This is a genomic window from Allobosea sp. 05T439 (assembly GCF_056396005.1).
Window position 1 is genome coordinate 1 of the sequence record NZ_JBFTKP010000067.1, and the last position, 19,404, is coordinate 19,404.

Annotated in this window: 16 protein-coding genes and 2 pseudogenes; 6 read left to right on the forward strand and 12 right to left on the reverse strand. The window is 62.9% G+C overall.

Going from position 1 to position 19,404, the window contains the following annotated elements:
* Positions 1-362: 362 nt before the first annotated feature.
* The 8 genes from AC1DIO_RS33355 to AC1DIO_RS33390 all read right to left on the reverse strand — a co-directional run bounded on the left by AC1DIO_RS33355 (position 363) and on the right by AC1DIO_RS33390 (position 10,189).
* The gene (locus AC1DIO_RS33355; protein WP_476854752.1) at positions 363-857 is read right to left on the reverse strand and encodes a hypothetical protein; all 495 of its coding nucleotides are present in this window, start codon (positions 855-857) and stop codon (positions 363-365) included.
* A gap of 135 nt (positions 858-992) precedes the next feature.
* Positions 993-1,691, reverse strand: a complete 699-nt coding sequence (locus tag AC1DIO_RS33360) for a TetR/AcrR family transcriptional regulator (RefSeq protein ID WP_476854753.1) — start codon at positions 1,689-1,691, stop codon at positions 993-995.
* Positions 1,692-1,834: 143 nt separating this feature from the next.
* Entirely contained in the window at positions 1,835-4,924 is a 3,090-nt protein-coding gene (locus tag AC1DIO_RS33365; protein WP_476854754.1) for an efflux RND transporter permease subunit, read from the reverse strand.
* Entirely contained in the window at positions 4,921-5,997 is a 1,077-nt protein-coding gene (locus AC1DIO_RS33370) for an efflux RND transporter periplasmic adaptor subunit (RefSeq protein WP_476854755.1), read from the reverse strand. The genes AC1DIO_RS33365 and AC1DIO_RS33370 overlap by 4 nt, the downstream gene beginning before the upstream one ends.
* Complete coding sequence (locus AC1DIO_RS33375; RefSeq protein WP_476854756.1) at positions 5,994-7,046, reverse strand: efflux RND transporter periplasmic adaptor subunit; 1,053 nt, start codon at positions 7,044-7,046, stop codon at positions 5,994-5,996. Before AC1DIO_RS33375 ends, AC1DIO_RS33370 begins: the two co-directional genes overlap by 4 nt.
* 315 nt (positions 7,047-7,361) lie before the next feature.
* Positions 7,362-8,141 carry a 3-hydroxybutyrate dehydrogenase gene (locus AC1DIO_RS33380; RefSeq protein WP_476854762.1) on the reverse strand — a complete coding sequence of 260 codons (780 nt, stop codon included), beginning with the start codon at positions 8,139-8,141 and terminating at the stop codon, positions 7,362-7,364.
* Between the two features lie 28 nt (positions 8,142-8,169).
* Complete coding sequence (locus AC1DIO_RS33385) at positions 8,170-8,967, reverse strand: acetoacetate decarboxylase (protein WP_476854757.1); 798 nt, start codon at positions 8,965-8,967, stop codon at positions 8,170-8,172.
* A 31-nt stretch (positions 8,968-8,998) separates the two neighbouring features.
* Positions 8,999-10,189, reverse strand: coding sequence for a DUF3734 domain-containing protein (locus AC1DIO_RS33390; protein WP_476854763.1), 1,191 nt, complete (start codon positions 10,187-10,189; stop codon positions 8,999-9,001).
* 331 nt (positions 10,190-10,520) lie between these two features.
* Here AC1DIO_RS33390 and AC1DIO_RS33395 point away from each other — a divergent pair, with 331 nt between their 5' ends.
* On the forward strand, positions 10,521-11,417 hold the full coding sequence (locus tag AC1DIO_RS33395; protein WP_476854758.1) for a LysR substrate-binding domain-containing protein: 897 nt from the start codon (positions 10,521-10,523) through the stop codon (positions 11,415-11,417).
* Between the two features lie 21 nt (positions 11,418-11,438).
* Positions 11,439-11,887 (forward strand): annotated as a pseudogene (locus AC1DIO_RS33400) (amylo-alpha-1,6-glucosidase); the annotation flags it as partial.
* A gap of 496 nt (positions 11,888-12,383) precedes the next feature.
* Here AC1DIO_RS33400 and AC1DIO_RS33405 read toward each other — a convergent pair.
* Positions 12,384-12,653: a hypothetical protein gene (locus tag AC1DIO_RS33405; RefSeq protein WP_476854759.1), complete on the reverse strand. Its 270-nt coding sequence runs from the start codon at positions 12,651-12,653 to the stop codon at positions 12,384-12,386.
* A 102-nt stretch (positions 12,654-12,755) separates the two neighbouring features.
* Positions 12,756-13,826, reverse strand: coding sequence for a YihY/virulence factor BrkB family protein (locus AC1DIO_RS33410; RefSeq protein WP_476854760.1), 1,071 nt, complete (start codon positions 13,824-13,826; stop codon positions 12,756-12,758).
* Positions 13,827-14,458: 632 nt separating this feature from the next.
* Between AC1DIO_RS33410 and AC1DIO_RS33415 the strand changes: the two genes are divergently transcribed.
* Positions 14,459-14,641, forward strand: coding sequence for a DUF3606 domain-containing protein (locus AC1DIO_RS33415; RefSeq protein ID WP_476833122.1), 183 nt, complete (start codon positions 14,459-14,461; stop codon positions 14,639-14,641).
* Positions 14,642-14,763: 122 nt separating this feature from the next.
* On the opposite strand, the gene AC1DIO_RS33420 is transcribed toward AC1DIO_RS33415, so the two are convergent.
* Positions 14,764-15,189, reverse strand: coding sequence for a DUF1236 domain-containing protein (locus AC1DIO_RS33420; RefSeq protein ID WP_441508923.1), 426 nt, complete (start codon positions 15,187-15,189; stop codon positions 14,764-14,766).
* 533 nt (positions 15,190-15,722) lie between these two features.
* Positions 15,723-16,577, reverse strand: a complete 855-nt coding sequence (locus tag AC1DIO_RS33425; RefSeq protein ID WP_476854761.1) for a transglutaminase-like domain-containing protein — start codon at positions 16,575-16,577, stop codon at positions 15,723-15,725.
* Between the two features lie 187 nt (positions 16,578-16,764).
* On the opposite strand from AC1DIO_RS33425, the pseudogene AC1DIO_RS33430 reads away from it, so the two are divergent.
* The 3 genes and pseudogenes from AC1DIO_RS33430 to AC1DIO_RS33440 form a co-directional block, all read left to right on the forward strand.
* Positions 16,765-16,915, forward strand: a pseudogene (locus tag AC1DIO_RS33430) (cyclophilin-like fold protein); the annotation flags it as partial.
* A 61-nt stretch (positions 16,916-16,976) separates the two neighbouring features.
* Positions 16,977-17,846: a site-specific integrase gene (locus tag AC1DIO_RS33435; protein ID WP_476768886.1), complete on the forward strand. Its 870-nt coding sequence runs from the start codon at positions 16,977-16,979 to the stop codon at positions 17,844-17,846.
* A gap of 9 nt (positions 17,847-17,855) precedes the next feature.
* On the forward strand, positions 17,856-19,037 hold the full coding sequence (locus AC1DIO_RS33440) for an IS91 family transposase (protein ID WP_476826902.1): 1,182 nt from the start codon (positions 17,856-17,858) through the stop codon (positions 19,035-19,037).
* Positions 19,038-19,404: the final 367 nt, after the last annotated feature.

The window sequence follows — 19,404 nt, forward strand, 5'->3', positions numbered from 1 at the left end:
AAATCACGAACCGCCGCGTAGACCTCCACCGCGAACATCCCCGCCAACCCCAAAAGGGATCAGCCTATCCAACTGGTTGGCTTTTACGCCGCCCGCGCCACCACAAGCGAGGGCGCTTCATTGGATGGTTTTGTCACCGCCCTGCACACGGGGAAAGTCCGGTGCCAGGCACCAAGTAACCGGCCTTCATCGCGATCCTGCACGGTGCCAGGATGAGCAAACCGGGTATTCCTCCGGTGAGAGCCGCGTCGGCTGATCCGGTAGCCGCTCCAGCCTTCCTAGCGACTGATGTGGCAGTGGTGCTGGGCGAGAACTCGCTCTCCGCATATGAGTGCTGGAGAGCACCGACTCTGGGAGCCGAGTTATTCGCCCCGTTTGACGCGCACCCATTCCCGCCTGATGATCGCTTGCGCGGCCTGGGTGATGTCGTGGCTGAGGACCTCGATGCGGTCCTCGATGCCCCGCTCCGGCGGCGGTGAGCGAAGCTGGTCGACACCCTCCCTCATCAGGGCATTGAGCTGCTGGTGGCCCTGCTCCAGCGGGTTGAGCATGAGTTCGATCTTGGAGACCGTCCGCAGGAGGTTCTCCACGCGCCTGAACAGCTCGGGATCCCGGGCGATGACGATGCCGGTCGGCTCCTCCACCGTTTGGCGAATTGCGGCGACGGTCAGGAACTGCGAATTGAGGCTCGCCACCAGGTCACGCATTGTCTCGATCCATTTCTGGCGGTTGACCGACAGCACGTCCGCCTTGAACTGGAATTTGGCAATCCGCGTATTGACGAACGGGCCGGCAATCGACGCGATCATCGCTGTGCAGGCGCTGACCAAGGTGATCCACTGCGGATTAATGTCCATGATTTTTGTCCGGGATGTATGCTTACCCCGCGTTTCTTCCKGCTGGATAACAGGCGTCCGGCGAACGAAGGAACGCGTGATGAACTGTGCAGCATGTGATCGACAGCGCGATGTTGAGCGAAAGCCACCTTGACCTCATGCTTGACCGTCGTCGGGGGGCGTGAGGCCTGCGCCCCCGCCGTGGCGAACGCTGTCCCGCCGCCACCGAACGCCGGCGTTTCGGAGGATATCCTCGACCACGGCCGTGCACTCTGCTTCCGTCAGGAAAGACAGTCCGGGCACCAGCACACGCTCGGTTACGTGCGCCAGGCACCGCCGCACGAACTCATCCGCCGCGGCTCGGCTATCGTCGATCCGAACGTCACAAGCCGCCGCGCCGACGTCGAGATAGGCTGCGATTTGCTTCACGGTTGGGCCCAGGCTGTTCTGCCGGAACTCCTCTCCGAGCTGCGGAAAGTGACCAAGCGCCCCGATGATCACGCGCAGGGTGGCGACAGTCGTCGGATTGTTCAGGGTTTCGAGGATTGCGGTCCCTATCTGATGCAAGGCGGACCCCGGGTCAGGGTCGTCCGGATCGATGGACGGCAGTGCCCTCGCGATCCGCTCCGCTTCCGCGGCGATCAGCGAGCCGAAGAGGGCATCCTTGCTGTCGAAATAGCGGTAGACCGAAGCTTTTGAGACGCCGGATTGAGCGGTGATCTGGTCGATGCTGGCGCCCGCAAAGCCGTTCATAAGAAAGACTTGGCGCGCCCCATCCAGAATCTGGCGCTTCGTGAGCGTGCTCCTGAGATCAGGCTGGCGCTCACTACCGCCCGGCGGATTGTTACTCGGCATGGGGATTGCGTCCTTTTTTTAGGCGGTAGGAATGCGGCCTCGGCCGCGCGCGGCGGCTCACAACGGCCGGGGCCGTCTTGGCGTTCAGGACCACTTCAGGGGGAGTTTCGGTTCTGGAGGCCAAGCGAACATTGCGGCGCGGTTTAAGCCGGCTCGTACGCCAGCTGCGCCGACAGCGGTTCCGTCGCAGGCTGCGAGGGCGCCTTGATGCGGAACCAGGCCACGTAGAGCGCCGGCAAGAACAGGAGGGTCAGCACCGTGCCAACGATGATGCCGCCCATCATGGCGTAGGCCATGGGTCCCCAAAACACTTCGCGCGAGATCGGGATCAGCGCCAGGCTGGCCGCCGCCGCCGTCAGCAGGATCGGCCGCGTCCGGTGCATAGTGGCCTCAACCACTGCCTGCCACGGGGCCCAGCCCTCACGCCGCAGATCCTCGATCTGCACGACCAGGATCACCGAGTTGCGGATCAGGATGCCGATCAGCGCCAGCACGCCAAGGATGGCCACGAAGCCCATGGGAGCGCCGCTGGGCAGCATCGCTGCCACCACGCCGATCAGCCCGAGCGGGGCCGCCGCCACCACCAGGAACAGCCGCGAGAAGCTCTGCATCTGAATCATCAGGATCGTCGCCATGATGAACAGCATGAGCGGGACCACGGCTGCGATCGGCCCCTGGGACTTGGCGCTTTCCTCCACCGGGCCTGCGATTGCCGCAGTGTAACCAGCCGGGAGTGCGCGGATGAACTCCTGGACCCTGGGTTCGAGCTGCTGAGCGATCGTTGCGGGCTGCGTCTCGCCGACGATGCTGCCCCGGATCGTGACGGTCGGCAGTCGGCTGCGGCGCCAGATCACCGGCTGTTCGAGTTCGTAACGGAAGGTCGCGACCGCCGCCAGCGGCACGGACTGGCCGTTCTTGCCTGGCAACTGCAAGTTCTGAAGCGTCTCAATGTTGCCCCGCTCGGCGGCGCTGGCCCGGCTTACGACGTCGACCAGATAGATCGCGTCGCGCACCTGGGTGATGCTTGTGCCGCCCACCACACCGTTGAGGACGCCGGCGATGTCCTGCGAGGTCACGCCGAGCTGGCGGGCCTTGTCCTGAAGCACGTCGATCTTCATCACCCGGGCGGGCTCGTTCCAGTTGAAACCGAGATCGCCGACTTGGGGATGCTCGCCGACGATCGCCGCGAGCTGCTGCGCCAACTCCCTTACCTTCTGGGTGTCGGGTCCGCTGAGCCGGTACTGCACCGGGCGGCCGGCCGGCGGACCCACCGCCAGCAGATCGACATACACATCCAGGCCAGCAAACTCCTCCCGGGTCCAGGTCTTGATCTTGGCCCTGAGGCGCTCACGCGCCGCGATGCTCTTGGTCACGATGACCATCTGGCCATAATTGGGGTTCGCCGGCTGCGGGTCGAAGGAGAGGATGAAGCGCACGGCGCTCTGGCCGACATAGGAAGACCAGTGATCGACGTCGGCATCATCGACGAGTTTGGCCTCGAAGCGGTCCATCTTCGCCTTCGTGTCGGTGATCGAGGCGTTCTGCGCCAAGGTAAAGTCGACAAGGAGCTCGTTGCGGTCCGAGGACGGGAAGAACTGCTGCTCGACGAACCGCATCCCGTAGAGCGAGATGCCGAACATCGCCACCGTCACGCCGATCGTCAGCCAGCGCCAGCGCATGGCGCCGACGAGGACGCGCGAGAACGCCGTCATGAGCCGGCTCGGCTTGTCGTGATGCTTCTTCATCGTCTTCGGGAGGAGCGTCACGCCGAGCAGGGGCGCAAACAGCACCGCGACGATCCACGACAGCAGCAGCGAGACCGCGATGACGACGAACAGCGTGAAGGTGTACTCGCCCGCATTGCTGCTGTTGAGGCCGACCGGGATGAAGCTCGCGACGGTGACGAGCGTGCCGGTGAGCATCGGGAAGGCGGTGGATGTATAGACGGCGGTCGCAGCCTTGCGCCGCGTGTCGCCCGCCTCGAGCCGCGCCACCATCATCTCGACGGCGATCATTGCGTCGTCGACCAGCAGGCCAAGTGCGATGATGAGGGCGCCGAGCGAGATCCGTTGCAGCGAGATGCCGGTGTACTGCATGACCACGAAGGTCATGGCGAGCACGAGCGGGATAGAAATTGCAACCACCAGGCCAGCCCGCATGCCGACGCTGATGAAGCTGACCAGCAGCACGATCCCCACGGCCTCAAATAGCGCCTTGGTGAAGCCGCCAACCGCCTCCTCKACCACAACGGGCTGGTCGGCGACGAGATGCACGCCGACGCCGATCGGCAATTCCCCGGTGATCTTGTTCATCTGCTCCTTCAGCGCCTCGCCGAACTCAAGCAGGTTGGCGCCGGTCTTCATGCCGATGGCGAGGCCGATCGCCGGCTGGCCCTTGAACCGGAACAGCGCCTGCGGCGGGTCGACATGGCCGCGGCTGATGGTGGCGATGTCGCTCAGGCGGAAGAAGCGGTCATTGACGCGCAGATTGAGGCCGCGCAGATTTTCCTCCGATGTGAACTGCCCGGACACCCGGACGCTGATGCGCTCGCGGCCGGCCTCGATGACGCCAGACGGCGCGATCGCGTTCTGCGCCTGGAGCGTCTGGACAACCTCCTGCTGGCTGACGCCAAGGGCGGCCATCTCGCGCGTCGAGAATTCGAGGAAGATCACCTCGTCCTGGGCGCCGATCAGGTTCACCTTGCCGACATTCGGTACCGTGAGAACCTTGGCCCGCACGTCCTCGACATAGTCGCGCAATTGCCGCGTCGTCAGCCCGTCCGCGGTGAACGCGTAGACGTTGCCGAAGACGTCGCCGAAATCGTCGTTGAAGACGGGACCGACGACACCCTGCGGGAGCTCCCGCTTGATGTCGGTGATCATGTTGCGGACCTTCACCCAGACGCCCGGAACGTCGCGGCTTTTKATCGTGTCCTTCAGGTTGGCATAGATGACGGACTGCCCCGGCGTGGTCTGGCTGCGGGTGTAGGCGAGCGAGTCGAGCTCTTCGAGCTTCTTCTCGATGCGGTCGCTGACCTGGCGGGCGGTGTCCTCGACCGTGGCGCCGGGCCACTGGGCGGCGATCACCATCGTCTTGATGGTGAAGGACGGATCCTCCTCGCGCCCCAGGCTGACATAGGCGAGGATACCGGCGATGGCCGAGACGATCATGAAGTACCAAACGAGGCAGCGATGCTCGAGCGCCCAGTCGGATAGGTTGAAGCGGTTTGTCATTGGAATGCCCCGTCTGGGATTTTGACTGTTTGGCCAGGGGTCAGGCTGTTCACGCCGGCGACGACAACGCGCGAGCCGTCGGTAAGTCCGTTGAGGATTCGAACGAAGGATCGGTCGCGCGCGGCAATGGTCACGTCCTGGGTCGCCACCGTCCTGCTGGCTGGATCAATGACCCAGACCATGGTCTTGCCGCTCCGCTCCAGCAGGGCCGTGACCGGCAGCTCGATGCCCGGGGAAGCCTGCGTCGTGACCGTTGCGGTAATCATCGTTCCGAGGCGAAAGCTCTTCGCCGGGCTGTCGAGCGAGATCCTGACCCGCCGCGTGCGGGTGGCAGGATCCGCCTGCGGGGCGATCTCCCGCACCGATCCGCTAGCCTGGACCGACGGGTCGACTTGCAGGGCGATGTCGAAGCGGGCTTGCGGCCTGAGATCCCGCCCGATGCTCTCGGGCAGGTCGACCACCGCCTCACGGATGTCGGGGCGGGCCACGGAGACCACCGTCTGGCCCGGCTGGACCACCTGCCCGAGCTCCGCCGCAACAGTGGTGATGACGCCGTCGAAGTCGGCCCGCAGCTCAGTATAGCCGAGCTGCTCCTCGGCCTTTTCGAGCTCCGCCTTGGCGCGCGTGACGCCCGCCAGCGCAGATTCGTGCGCCTGCGTGGCGGCGTCGAACTGCGCCTGGTTGGAGATGTCCTGCGAGAGCAGCTTGCGCTGGCGAGCTTCGGTCGCGGCGGCGTTTCCGAGACGGGCGGTGGCGCTGGCCAAGTCGGCCTGGGCCGACCGCACCGCAAGCTCATAAGCGACGGGATCGAGCCTGGCCAGGCGATCCCCCTTCTTGACGAGGTCGCCGACATTCACGTCACGGCTCACGATGCGCCCAAGCACCTGGAAGCCGATGTCGGACTTGTAGCGAGGCTCCACGGTTCCGGCGAAGCCGAGGGTCCGCGCCTCCTGCGAGGTCGCAACGACGGAGAGAACGGGCCGGGGCGCCCGCGCTTTCGCGTCCTCTTCCTTGCAGCCCGCGAGCAGAGCGGCTGCCCCTAGGGCGGTCAGAGATATCAGGGTGGGATTCATTGGGATGTTCCTTTGGCGACCGCGACAACCTGGTTGGGCCGCAGGAACTGCGCCCCGCCGGTCGCGACGATCTCCCCAGGCCGGAGTCCGTCCCGCACGAAAACCCTCCCGGTTTCGTAGCCTTCGATGGAGATCGGCTTCAGCAACACCGCCTTCGTCTCCGGGTCGACGGTCCACACGGACGGTTGGCCGCTTCCACTGGACAGCGCACTCCACGGCACCGCCACGAGCTTGCGAGGCTCGAGCCGGCCCGCGCCGATGACGGCGGCACCGAGCGTCATCGCTGCCGGCGACTGCGCCAAGCCGACCTTGGCCCTGACGGTGCCGGTAGCCCTGTCGACCGTCGGCGAGATCTCACGCACGGTGCCCGTCGCTGTCACGGCCGGATACGACACCAACGTCAGCGCGATGGCGGGATCGGCGAGTTCGTGGGTGAAGATCGACTCGTTGACGTTGAACACCGCATCGCGCGGCCCGTCCTGCGCGATCGAAAACACAGTCTGTGCCGTCTGCACGACCTGCCCGGTCTCGGCATTGCGGGCCGTGATGACTCCGGCAACGCCCGCCCGCAGCACGGTGTCTGACAGATGGTCGCGGGCGGTACCGAGCCGAGCTCGCGCATCGGCGAGCGAGGCCAGGGCCGTCCGAGAGGTTTCCTCGGCCTGATCATGTTCGCGTTGGGTCGTGAAGCCTCGGGCGAGCAACGCCTTCTGGCGCTCGTAGCTGGAGGTCGCCTGGCGGAGCACAGCCTCGGCGGACGCCACGGCGGCTTCTGCGGCGGTGACCGTCGCCTGCTGCTGCTGCGGATCGAGCCTCGCCAGCACCTGGTCGGCCGTCACGTGGTCGCCGACATTGACCAGGCGCTCGGTGATGCGGCCTGCCACCCGAAAGGACAGGTCGCTCTCGACCCGCGCGCGAATCTCGCCCGTCAGTCGAATGGTCGGCGCATAGTCGGCCAGCGCAGCCGCCTCGACCTGCACAGCGGTCGGCGGGTTCTCCGGGTTGGCGGTCTGTTCCTGGCAGGCGGCCAAGCCCATCACGGCAAGCATTGCCGCGCAACAGGCCGATGTTCGCAATCGACGACTGTATCCCATCACATGCCCCTTTCGCTGGCTGGGAGCCAAAGCTCAGGGGGTGGGATAGTGATGCTGGTCGATATGGTCCAATATATTGTTATTTGTCTTATGATTGAGGAAAGATATCAATCCGCGATCCCTAGTAGCCCGCCGTTRCTGCCGGCGCGTCCTCATTGGACGGTTCGAGCTACGGGCCGAAAACTTTGCGACCGGCCTTTCGTGTAGACCAGACATGGCAAAGCGACCGGGACCTTTCGATCCCGGCCGCCCATCTCTGGCAGCGAGCGACTAGTGCATGGACCAGCCGTGACTGACGACGATTGATTGGCCCGTGAGCGCATTCGACGGAAAAGCAGCCAGGAACGTGGCGGTCTCGGCCACGTCCGCCACCGTGGTGAACTCGCCGTCGACAGTGTCCTTCAGCATGACCGTCCGGACGACGTCCTCCTCGGAGATGCCGAGTTCGCGTGCCTGCTCCGGGATCTGCTGCTCAACGAGCGGCGTACGCACGAAGCCGGGGCAGATCACGTTGGAGCGGACCCCGTGGGCGGCCCCTTCCTTGGCTACTACTTTGGCAAGGCCGATCAGGCCGTGCTTGGCCGTGACATAAGGAGCTTTGAGCGGCGAGGCTTCCTTGGAATGCACAGAGCCGATGTAGATGATGCTGCCGCTCTTTTGACGGTACATCTGCCGCAGGGCGGCACGCGTCGTCAGAAAGGCTCCATCCAGGTGGACGCTCATCAACTTCTTCCAATTGGCGAATTCGAAGTCCACAAGGGGCGCGACCTTCTGAATGCCGGCATTGCTGAGCAGAACGTCGAGGCGCCCGAAGTGCTCGATCGCGCGCGACATGCCGGCCTCGACCTGCTTTTCGTCGGTGACATCCATGGCGACTCCGAGGGCGCGCTTTGCACGCGGATCGATGTCGCGGGCCGTGGTTTCGGCCGCGTCGCGGTCAAGATCTGCGATAACGACCCTGGCTCCCTCACGGACAAAAGTGAGCGCAATCTCCTTTCCGATGCCGCTCGCCGCCCCGGTGATCACCGCCACTTTGTCTTGGAGAGGCACGTKACGGCGGAGGTGGCGGCTCAGAACGTCACTTTGCATTAGCGTAGTCATAGGTGTTTTCCTTCAGGGTCTGACGGAGCGGCTTTGCCAGGTAGTCATGCACGACCGTGCCCAGTCCGAGCGTCAGGTCAGCGACCAGGTGGACTGCCGAGACGACTTCCAGCACGGGGAGTTCCGCTACCGGCGCCAGCGCGTGAGAGGTGAAGTCGAGCGCTGCCGGGCCCGTCCAGGCGCCCTTTAGCGCGACGCTTTCGAGATGGTACTCGACGAGTTCGCATATGCGCGGCGTGCCATCGACATGAGGAATGATCTTCAGGAGATAGTTGGGCTCCAACAGTGAGGCGAGGACGGCATCGGGATCCGCTGGCCTATGCTTGTAGCCCATGGTGCCCGTGGCAACGCGGACGGGGCCATAATCGAGCGTACCCACGAGCGTATCAATCTCGGTGCGCAACGAGGGGTTGGCGAGCTTCTTTGGAAAGCCCCAGAGTTCGCGTCCAGCGGCGATGGGCGGCTCGTCGTCGAGGAACATGCAATGCGTATAGGCACCCTTGCGTCCGTCGAAACTGACGGGGATAACCTGTCCGGATTCCGTGTAGTCGCCGAAGCCGGTCGAGTCCGGCATGCGGATGAACTCGTATTTCACCAGCGGCCGGCGCTCGTCGATTTTGAGCGGCTCCGGAACAAGGGCCCTGAGCCGGGCCGGATCGGTCCGGTAGGTGATGATCAGATATTCGCGGTTCACGAAGCGGTAGGGGCCTGGCGCGAAGGCCGGGCTCGTCAACGGCATCGAGAAAGCGCGCTCGCGCACCTCGTCCTCTCTCATAGTCTTGTTCTTTCCTATGTGCTGAATGCAACTACTCACGCCCGTACTGGGCGAGATCGAAGGTGAGTAAACCGTCGGGCGAAGCTGGCCGCTCCAGTACCTCGGGATGGCGCAAAGTTTTGGTGGCGTCCTGATAGCCGGCGCGCCAATGGTCCCGCATGGTGAGGCGTGAGAACTCGTAGTCCTTGGAGTGCCCCTCATAGCCCTGGGCGCGATAGATGAGGTGCACGAGGTTGTAGACCTTTTGATCGGCCTCTCCGCCCAGAAGCTTTGCTTCCTCGGTCTCTCGCAGATCTTCGGGCAGCTTTGCCAGGAGTTTGCCAAGCGCCGAGCGGAGGTGCTGAACGCGCTTGAATTGATTTGTATTCGCGCGGGTTCGGCTGGAGTACTGGATCTCCTTTTGCCGTGTTGCCACTTCGGCAAGGTTGCGCGGGAAATCTCCTTGCGCACTCCACACGTCCACCTGGAAGGCGAGCGTGTCCTGGCGTGGTCCGTCCTCGACGACCCATTGCAGCGGGGTGTTCGAGATCAAACCGCCGTCCCAGTAGAAATCGCCGTCAATCTCGACGGGTGGAAAGCCCGGCGGCAGGGCACCGCTCGCCATCACATGCTCCGGCCGGATGACATGGGTCGTGTTATCGAAATAGACGAGGTTGCCGGTGCGGACATTGACCGCTCCCACGCTGAACCGCATTTCGCCAGAGTTGATGCGCCCAAAGTCGACGGTCCGTTCAAGCGTCGCCTTGAGGAGCTTTGTATCGTAGTAGCTGGTTGCCTCCTCAGTGCCCGCTGGTTGCAGCCAGGGAATGTGTAGCCGAGGCGCGAAAAATCCGGCAGCACCGCCAAAGAGCGCCAAGGATGCGCTGAACTGGTTGAAGATCCCGCGAGCCGCATCGCCCTTCGGCATGAAGGAGTCATGGGACAACGCCCAGTCGAGGAGCGGATTGGCGCTGATACCTTCCCAGAAGACCCTGAGTTGCGCGACCCGTTCGCCGGGTGCATTGCCGGCGATGATCGCGGCATTGATGGCGCCGATCGAAATGCCTGCGACCCAGTCGGGATGCAGCCCGGCTTCGGTCAGGGCCTCATAGACGCCCGCCTGATAGGATCCGAGTGCCCCGCCGCCCTGAAGCAGTAGAGCTATGCAATCGAAAGGCGGCCGAGAAGAGCGTCGCCGCGATGTTACGATTGGCCGATGTAAACCGGCTGGCGGGTGGGCCATTGTTTGATTTTCCATCAACGCCTCAAGTAAAAATACCGCAACCTTGCGAAATCAGGTGCGAGTTCGGCGGGCCCGATGCAGTCGGTACATGCTCCACCGCGCGATCAACGATCCACGGAACCGGGCAGGTCGGAAGTGCTGATAGTTCAGCTTGAAATTTTGGTACAATATATTATTGAGAGACTTTCGATTGAAATATGATATCAATCGTAGCTTCCGCTTACACGGCTGATTGGCCCGCCCCGGCGGCGATCGACACAAGGCGCAGGTTGCGAAGGCCGCTCACAACGAAATATATGGATTTCGAGAGGATGATTTAGGAATTATATCAATGGACCTGCGTCACCTCCGATATTTCGTCGCGACGGCCGAAGAACTGCATTTTGGCCGAGCCGCCGAACGCCTTCACATCGCGCAGCCGGCCCTGAGCATCCAGATCAAGGCTCTGGAGGAGATGCTGGGGGTGCAACTCCTTAACCGGACGAACCGGGTAGTGACCCTGACGGAGGCCGGCCGGCTATTCCTCAAGGAGGCCCGCCGCACCCTTGAACAGGCACAGCATGCTGCGCTCGTGGCCCGCCGAGCCGGGCGCGGCGAAATCGGCCGCATCGAAATCGCCTACTCCGCCGACGTTTCCTATTCCGGGGTGCTGTCGAAAACCCTGCGGGAGTACCGGCGGCGAATGCCCGACGTCGAGCTCGGCCTGCAAGAACTCCATCCGAGCACTCAGATCGCCCAGTTGCTGGAGGGTCGAATCCAAATCGGCTTCCTCGCCAGCTTTATCGGAAGTCCTGCCTGGAAACTGCCGCAGGATCTTGATGCGATCCGATTGATGGAATGGCCGCTGCGGATCGCGCTTCCGGTGGACCATCCCCTCGCGCAGCGCAGCCGGATTCCGCGTGAGGCGCTGGCCGATGAACCCTTCATCCTCTATGTCGGGGCGGACGTCGAGCAGGACCGCTCGTTGGTCCAGTTGACGCTGGGGTTTGCGCCGCGCGTCGCGCATGAGGCACGCAGCGGATTTTCTCTTATTAGCCTCGTCGGCGCCGGGCTGGGCGTGGCCATCGTGCCATCATCGGTCAGTTCGATCAGCATCGGCGAGCATGTGGTCTATCGGCCCATCTCGGGCAACACTATCCAGATCGGCACCGAGGTTGTCTTCCGCCGCGACGCCGACGACCCCGCCGTCGTCAATTTCCTGCAGATGGTGCGTGTCGACCAGCTGTGATGTGCGGCGCTTAATGTCAATGAAGCCCGCTACAATCCGATATCTTATCACAATGGCTCGGTAAGGCCCCGTGACAGCGCACTGATCGCCCTCGGTTTTGGCAAGCATGGCTTGAAAGCAGAGGCTGCTCGACTGTTTGAGGCGATCTTCGGCGCGGCGATTGCCAGGAACAGCGCCGCTTGCCGGAATTGTTCTGCGGCTTCCTGCGAAGGCGCCGGCGGAGACCGGCTGCCCATCCGGTGGCCTGTTCGCCTCAGGCGTGGGCTGCCGCCGCACCTTTCGCGAAGCTGGCCGCGTGCCTGGGCCTGGGACTGCCGGCGGCGACGAACGAGGTGAGGCTAACGGATTCGATCCTGCCATCACTCCTCGACGACGTGACAATACGCGGACTAAGAATAGGCGCCTCGCAATTCGATTTGCGTGTGCATCGACACAAACGCGAGGTCACGATCAATGTCCTGAAGCGCTGAGAAGGCAGAAATGCCCGCGTCATTTTGGTTAAAATCAAGTAAGTCTGCTCGGGCGGCCTTAGGGATTATGACTAGGCCGGCCGGACAATATTGACCTTAAACGCCTCGAGCTTGCGATAGCCGTGAACGAAGTCAGCCCACCAGCAATGGCCGCGGCCAGTGCCACACCGGTCTTTGATAATTTGGGACGAAGCAAACGCGCGTAAGTCTCAAGGGACGCCTTTGCGGCCGGCTGCGTAGAGACCGGCCGCCCGCGGATATAGAATGCAAATCCAACGCAAACGCCCGCCGTGACGAGCAGGGCGCCTGCGACGCTCAAGCTTGCGCTGATTGGGCCATACCGAAACGCCAGCCAGCTGTGCGCTGCATCGAGAGTGTAGGCGGTCGCAAAAACAACCAGCAACACAGCACATACCATGAGGGAGTAGGCAATCACCTTTTGTTTGATCGCCGCGGCGAGAGGCGCAACCAATGTGGCTATCAGCGATCCCATGAGCTATTTAGCCGCCCACAAGCCGACTAGCAGGCCCGCGGCTGCCGCCCAGCCAAGTGCTCTAAGAGGCCGAGCCCGAATCTCGTCCATCAGCATTTCCTGGAGTTCTGTCACCCGCCGTTCAGTGATTTCTGCCATTTCGTCTGTATTGACACCCACGGAACGCAGATTTTCTGAAACGGTGCTGCCAGCATCCCTCAGTGATTGAGCCAATTCGGCGCCTTGGGATGTCGAACGGGTTCGGGTGCCGGTTTGTCTCTTCGACGTGGCCATGACGGTCTCCAGGTTGGCGGCAACATCAATGTGAGCCTAACGACCTGCGCCMGTCCCTGTTCCCTTGGTCCTGTTGAAAGCGTTCAGCAGAAAATATTCGGGTCATCCTTTGCGATCGGCCGCATCGGCACCACGCATGCCAATCGGCATTGGCGCACCTTTTGTGGTGTCGAGAAAGGTTTGGCGTTCGGCTTCTGAATTTAATTCGGCGCCAACGAGAACGATCGTCGCGGACAACCACATCCAGGTGAGCAGGCCGATCACTGCGCCGATTGTGCCGTAGGTTTTGTTGTAGTCTTCGAAGTTCGCCACGTACCAGGAAAACAACATCGATGCGACCAGCCAGCCAATCGCTGCCAAGCAGGCGCCCGGACTGACCCAGGTCCATTGCGCCTCGTCGCGGCTCGGCCCGTAGCGGTACAGGACTGCCAGCGCAAGAAGGAGAAGTCCGACGAGGGCTGGCCAGCGGCCCAATGTGACGAGCCATTCTGCAGCGCCGCCGAGGTGGGAGTAATCCAGGATTACGGGAATGAGAGCGACCGCTCCGAGAGCGGCAAGCGAGAACACCAGGATCCCAAGGGTGAATACCAGCGACACAAGGTTCAGCTTGATAAAGCCCCGTTTTTCGTCTTCGCCATATGCGACGTTCAAGGCATCAAATAGTGCTTTCACTCCGGCGTTTGCGCTCCACACGGCCAAGCCAAAACTTACTGCGAAAGCAAAACCAAGCTTTGTTTCGCCGCCAGCTGCAATACGGCCAACCTGCTCACGAAGAAAATCCGTCGCCCCGGCGGGCAAGAATCCGTCCAGCATATTGAATTGATCGGCGATTGTGCTCGGATCGGCGGCGAGTCCGTAAAGCGAGACAAATGCGGTTAGTGCCGGAAACAGGGCGAGCAGCCCATAGAAAGTCACACCTGCCGCAACTGCCAAGACCCGATCGCGCTCAACCTCGTGGTAGGTGCGACGAGCAATGTCAGTCCAACCTTTCGCTGGAATCTCGGTCGGGACGGCCGCACTTTCTCCGGCCTTGGTGCGATGCGCGACCTTCTTCTCGTAGGCATCGTCCCGGGCGCTCCTGTCGGAACGTTCAAAGCGAGAAATCGCATACGCAGACAGGATGCCCAGTAGGAGGGCTAGCGACACGCCCCTGAGCGCACGTTCATACCGCAACAGCGTATCCTCCGTGCGGGGAGCAACGCCGACACGCTCGATAATGTTGCGGACCTCGCATTCTTTTGAGCGTCAACGCCGCTGCCGCGCCTGACGCGAGGGCTAATTCGGCGTTGCTTAGTGGACAATCACGGTAGCTATCGCGGCGACGGACAGGAGCAGGTTGGCGGCCCACCCAAAGATTCGAACAAGCCGGTTGGCAACGAAGCAGTCCATGTTATCGCGTTGGCTCGCGACCTGGCGATTTACCCCGGCCGACGGTMGCCCAATCGACCTTCACTATGAGCAGAACCCTGACAGAGGAAAGCGAGACCAGCGTCAGCCACTAGGACGGATCGCCAACGCTCCGCCGCGCCCATGGCGGCCAGGGTTGCTCTAATATTGATCCTGTTCGCGAAGAACAGAAGGCCGACCAATCCGAGTGCGAGCGGCTTGGGCAGGATCGATTTGATGTTTTGCGCTAACCCGCACTCTGTAACCAGCCTATTTGGGCGCTCACCAGCTGGATCGCGGACATCAGTCAGCGCCATCGGTCCGGTTCCGTCTTTCCGAGAACATCCTCGCGCCATCTGCCACCGTCACTCGGAACTTCGATCCATGAGCGAGGTTCAATGGGATTCAAGGAGGTTCCCATGCCGGACGATCTCACCAAAAGAGGTGCGCAGGACCGCTCGCGCATCAATGTGAATGAACCCCACGAGGTGAAGTACTGGACGCAAAAGTGGGGCGTCAGCATCGAGCAATTGAAAATGGCGGTAGAAAAAGCGGGGCCGAGCTCGGCCGCCGTCGCGAAGGTTTTGGGCAAGCCTGATTAGTTCGTCGTAGTACCGCTTTATGCAGCGATCAGCCTTTAGAGTTCAAAGTGAAAGCGTACGACCAAGGCACGCAAGACCTCAGCTTCTGGTGGCGGCCCGCCGTTTCCGGCGGGCCGTAGACGTCACTCGATGATCTGGACGATCTTGCGGGTCTTGGGTTCGACCAGGACCGGTTGATCGTTGATGACGGTGTAGCGATACTCGGTTTTTCCATAGCGAGCCGGCACCTCTCTGTAGGTGACGGTCTCCGGAAGAGTGGCACCGACCACAACCTTCTCCTTGTAGGCGACCGACGGCACCTTCTGTTCCCTCACATAGGTGCGGAATTCAGTACGCTGATCCGCCGCGATACCGCCAACGATCGCGCCGCCAACGGCGCCGCCCACGGCTCCAACTGCCGCTCCAGCCGGACCGCCGACAATCGCGCCTCCGACGGCTCCGGCTCCTGCACCCGCCGCAGCGCCGCCTGCCGCACCAGAATTCGACTGCGCGAAAACCCCGACCGGCATAAGAGCAAGCGCAGAAACCAGGATAATCTTCTTGATCATGTCGACCTCCAATGGCCCCCGCCGACCATTAGAACGGGCTGCTAAGCCATTGGTTCCATGAACGTTTGTTCAGAATTTGACTCAGGTGCCAACGGCACTGTTTAGAGTTTTCGAATGTCGCGGATGGGATAGTCTTCTACAACATTGACGATCCGGACAGAGGCCGAACCGGCTTCCTCGCGAGAGCACCTGCGACGGCGTGGAAGCTGAGAGCGGATCGAACAATCCGGGTCGGCGCACGCGCGGGAGAGCATCCCCTCGAAGAGCGTTCGAGGGCTCTCGGCACCCAACGAGATTTTATAATACTGCCCCGCCGCTAACTGCCGTTATTTTTCGTCGCGGGCACTGGGTCGACGACGCGCACTCTTCTCAGGGAATGTCACTACAGGATTGGGCGAGGCTTCGCGCGAGTCCAAAGTGTCGGTTAGGGCGTCGGGTTGGCCAGAGTTCGGCACTGACGTCGCAACGGCTCTGAACGGATCAGGAAGTGATAGGCAGGTTTCGATTCCGGCCAATGAGGTCTTTTGCTCCTATCAGCCGGTTCGCCGGTTTCTGACACAGTTACGCGGGATAACCTCGTCGGTTGTCACCTCGAATTTTTGAAGGAAATGCGGCCCGAAGGTGTGGATCATCGGGATGTCCGCCGCGTCTCTTCCCCTGGCGACCAGGATGCGGCCAATCCGCGGTACGTTGTGCCGCGCGTCGAAAGTATACCAACAGCCGTCGAGATAGGCCTCTAACCAGGCATTGTAATCCATTGGCGCTGGGTCAGGCGGGACTCCGATATCGCCGAGAAACCCATTGCAATATCTCGCTGGAATATTCATGGCGCGGCAGAACGCTATGGCGAGATGGGTAAAATCGCGACAGACCCCTACGCCTTCATTCAACGACTGCGCTGCCGTGCGGGTGGCCCGCGCCAGTTGATAATCGAAGCGAATATGAGCATTCACAAAGTTGCAAATCTGCTGGACGCGGTTCCATCCACCAGCGAAGTTGCCAAACAAACTCCAGGCAATGCCCGCAAGCTCATCGGATTCGCAGTACCGGCTTGGCAGGATGTAGTCTAGGGTATCCGAAGGTAGGTCTCCCGGAAATACTTCACGAGCGCTGCGGTTCGCGAGATCGACTTCGCCCGAGTCCCGCACGGTCATGGCACTTTTGAATGCGACGCCACCCGTCGGTACGACAAGGCGGCGACGGCGATTGCCAAAGCTGTCTGAATATTCGCTGGTCAACACGGGGCTTCCGTCGACCAGCGATGTCACCGTCCGGACCAGGCGACTTACGATATCGGCATCGCGGCCTGGATGAGGATCCAGCAAGAGAAGGGCCGGCGTCGGCTGCTGTGTAACAATCTCAATGTGATAGCCGAGGCGGATTTCCATCAAGAATTTCCTTGTCGAAGCCAGAAATTTCTCCAGCCGAACTTCGCGGGGGGCCGTGAGGTTCCTCAGTCGGGATGCCTAGATTGTGGAGGGGGGTTGATCCGGGGCTCCGCGTTCCGCCGGAGCTGTGCGGGGCTACCGAAAAAGTTCCTGCGCCTGTGGAGGGCGTGGCCTTTTCGCGAAGTAACCCTGGGGCAACCTCGCCTTCTTCTACGCGGACTATCGATGGTTCCCGAGGGCTGATCCGGCTCGGGCGCATTGATCCAGCCTCTTCTAGAGCGGATCGACATTCAGGATTGAACGAACCCGCTGACGCGGGAAAGCTGCGGGGTTTGTGACGGGAGGCTCCTGCTGGGAGGGTTTGGGTGTTGAAGCCACCCAGCCCAGCAGGAGCTCCCGATGACCGAAGCCAAGCCGATGAGCGCCCTTCGTCGCCGCATGATCGACGACATGACGCTTCGCAACCTGTCGCCGGCCACGCAGCGATCGTATCTGCACGCGGTGACGAAGTTCAGCCGTCATTTCGGCTGCCCGCCGGACCGGCTCGGGCTTGAGGATGTGCGCTCGTTCCAGGTGCATCTGGTCTCGCAGGGGATATCCTGGCCGGCGCTGAACCAGACGGTGTGCGCGTTGCGGTTCTTCTACGGCGTGACGCTGGACCGCGCCGAGATCCCCGAGCGGATCGTCTATGCGCGCACGCCGCGCAAGCTGCCGTCGATCCTGAGCGCCGATGAGGTCGTGCGCTTTCTGGAGGCGGTCCCGTCGCTGAAGACGCGGGTGGCGCTGACCACGGCCTATGCCGCGGGCTTGCGCGCCTCGGAGGCGGTGAGCCTGAAGGTGGCCGATATCGACAGCAGCCGGATGGTGCTGCAGGTCCGGCATGGCAAGGGCGCCAGGGACCGCACCGTGATGCTGTCGGCGGCGCTGCTGGCCATCCTGCGCAGCTACTGGCGCTTGGCGCGCCCGGCGCCATGGCTGTTCCCGGGCCGCAGCCCGGACAAGCCGATCGATGTCCAGGTGCTGCACGCCGCCTGCCGCTCGGCGGCGAAGGCGGCAGGGCTGACCAAGCGGGTCAGCGTCCACACGCTGCGCCACAGCTTCGCCACCCATCTTCTGGAGAGCGGAACCGATATCCGGATCATCCAGGTGCTGCTGGGCCATAGCAATCTGTCGACGACGGCGCGCTACACCCATGTGGCGACCTCGACGATCGCCAGGACGCAAAGCCCGCTGGACCGTCTCGACCTGGCCGTGACGCCGCCTGCCTGAGCGGCGGCCATGGCAGCCGATCTGGAGGTGGCGGATATCTTCCGCCGCCATGGAGCCGCCTACCGCCAGGAACGGCGTGGCCATCTCGGCCGCGTCGAGACGCGGGTCATGCGCGCCATCGAGCTGTGCCGGACGGCGGCGCTCGGCGGTCATCTCGAAGCCTGTGGCGACTGCAGCCATCGGCGCATCGCCTACAACAGCTGCCGCAACCGGCACTGCCCGAAGTGCCAGGGAGCGGCCCGGGAAGCCTGGCTCGCCGCGCGCGTGAAGGACCTTCTGCCCACGCCTTACTTCCATGTCGTGTTCACCGTGCCGGCCGCGATCGGGGCGATCGCCTTTCAGAACAAGGCCCTCGTCTATGGCATTCTGTTCGAGGCGGCGCTCTGGACCTTGAAGACCATCGCCGCCGATCCGCGGCATCTGGGCGGCGAGATCGGCGGAATCGCCATCCTGCACAGCTGGGGGCAGACCCTCTCCCATCATCCCCATATCCACTGCCTCGTTCCAGGCGGCGCATGGGCGCCGGACGGGCGATGGATCGCCTGCCGGCCGAGCTTCTTCCTGCCCATCCATGTTCTCTCGCGTCTGTTCCGTCGCCGCTTCCTCGAACGGCTTGCCCAGGCGCATGAGGCAGGCGAGCTCGCCTTCTTCGGCGACCTGGCCGCGCTCAATGGGTCCAAGGCGTTCGCCAGCGCGCTGGCCGGGCAGCGCAGGGTCAACTGGATCGTCTACGCCAAGCCGCCCTTCGGCTCGCCGGAGCATGTGCTGGCCTACCTTGGGCGGTACACTCATCGTGTCGCCATCGCCAACAACCGCCTGGTCGCCGCAGATGATGACGGCGTCGCCTTCCGCTGGCGCGACTATCGCCATGGCAACGCCGCCCGGACCATGAGGCTCGATCCCGCCGAGTTCATCCGCCGCTTCCTGCTGCACGCACTGCCCGACGGCTTCCACCGCATCCGCCACTTCGGCTTCCTCGCCAACGGCCACAGGCGCTCCAGGCTTGTCTTCATCCGCCAGGCCATCGCCGCAACCGCCAGCAGGCGCACCAGCGACCATGACGCCAGCATCCAGGGGGCCGCCCGTCCATCGCGCCCGGCCTTCGATCCGGCGCTTTGCCCGTGCTGCGGCGGCGCCATGCGCGTCATCGCGACCCTCCCGCGCTGCCGGCCTTGCCCGGATACGTCATGACCAGAGGCCATCGGCATCGCAGACCCGATCCTGTTGCCCTGCACGCCACTGCGTCGCGGCGAGCAATGCCCTGCGCCCGGCTCTGTCCCACAGCCATCAGGCGGATCATCGACGCTCCCGTCGCGCCCGCGCCCCCATGGCTCCCGGCCGCGCACTGCTCTGCCGCCGGCAGCGTCCGTCAGCCCGCTCCCATCAGGACTGCGATCGGTCCTGTCGGAGGCCCCTTGAGCAGCGGCCCCAAGGCACAAAACCCATAGGCCCTCGCGCCGGCGGCTTCGTTCAATCCGGCTTCAATGAGGTCGCGCGCCGCGCCTCGCTCCACGATCAGTGCCGCGCGACCTCACAGAACCCTCCAGATTCACAACTG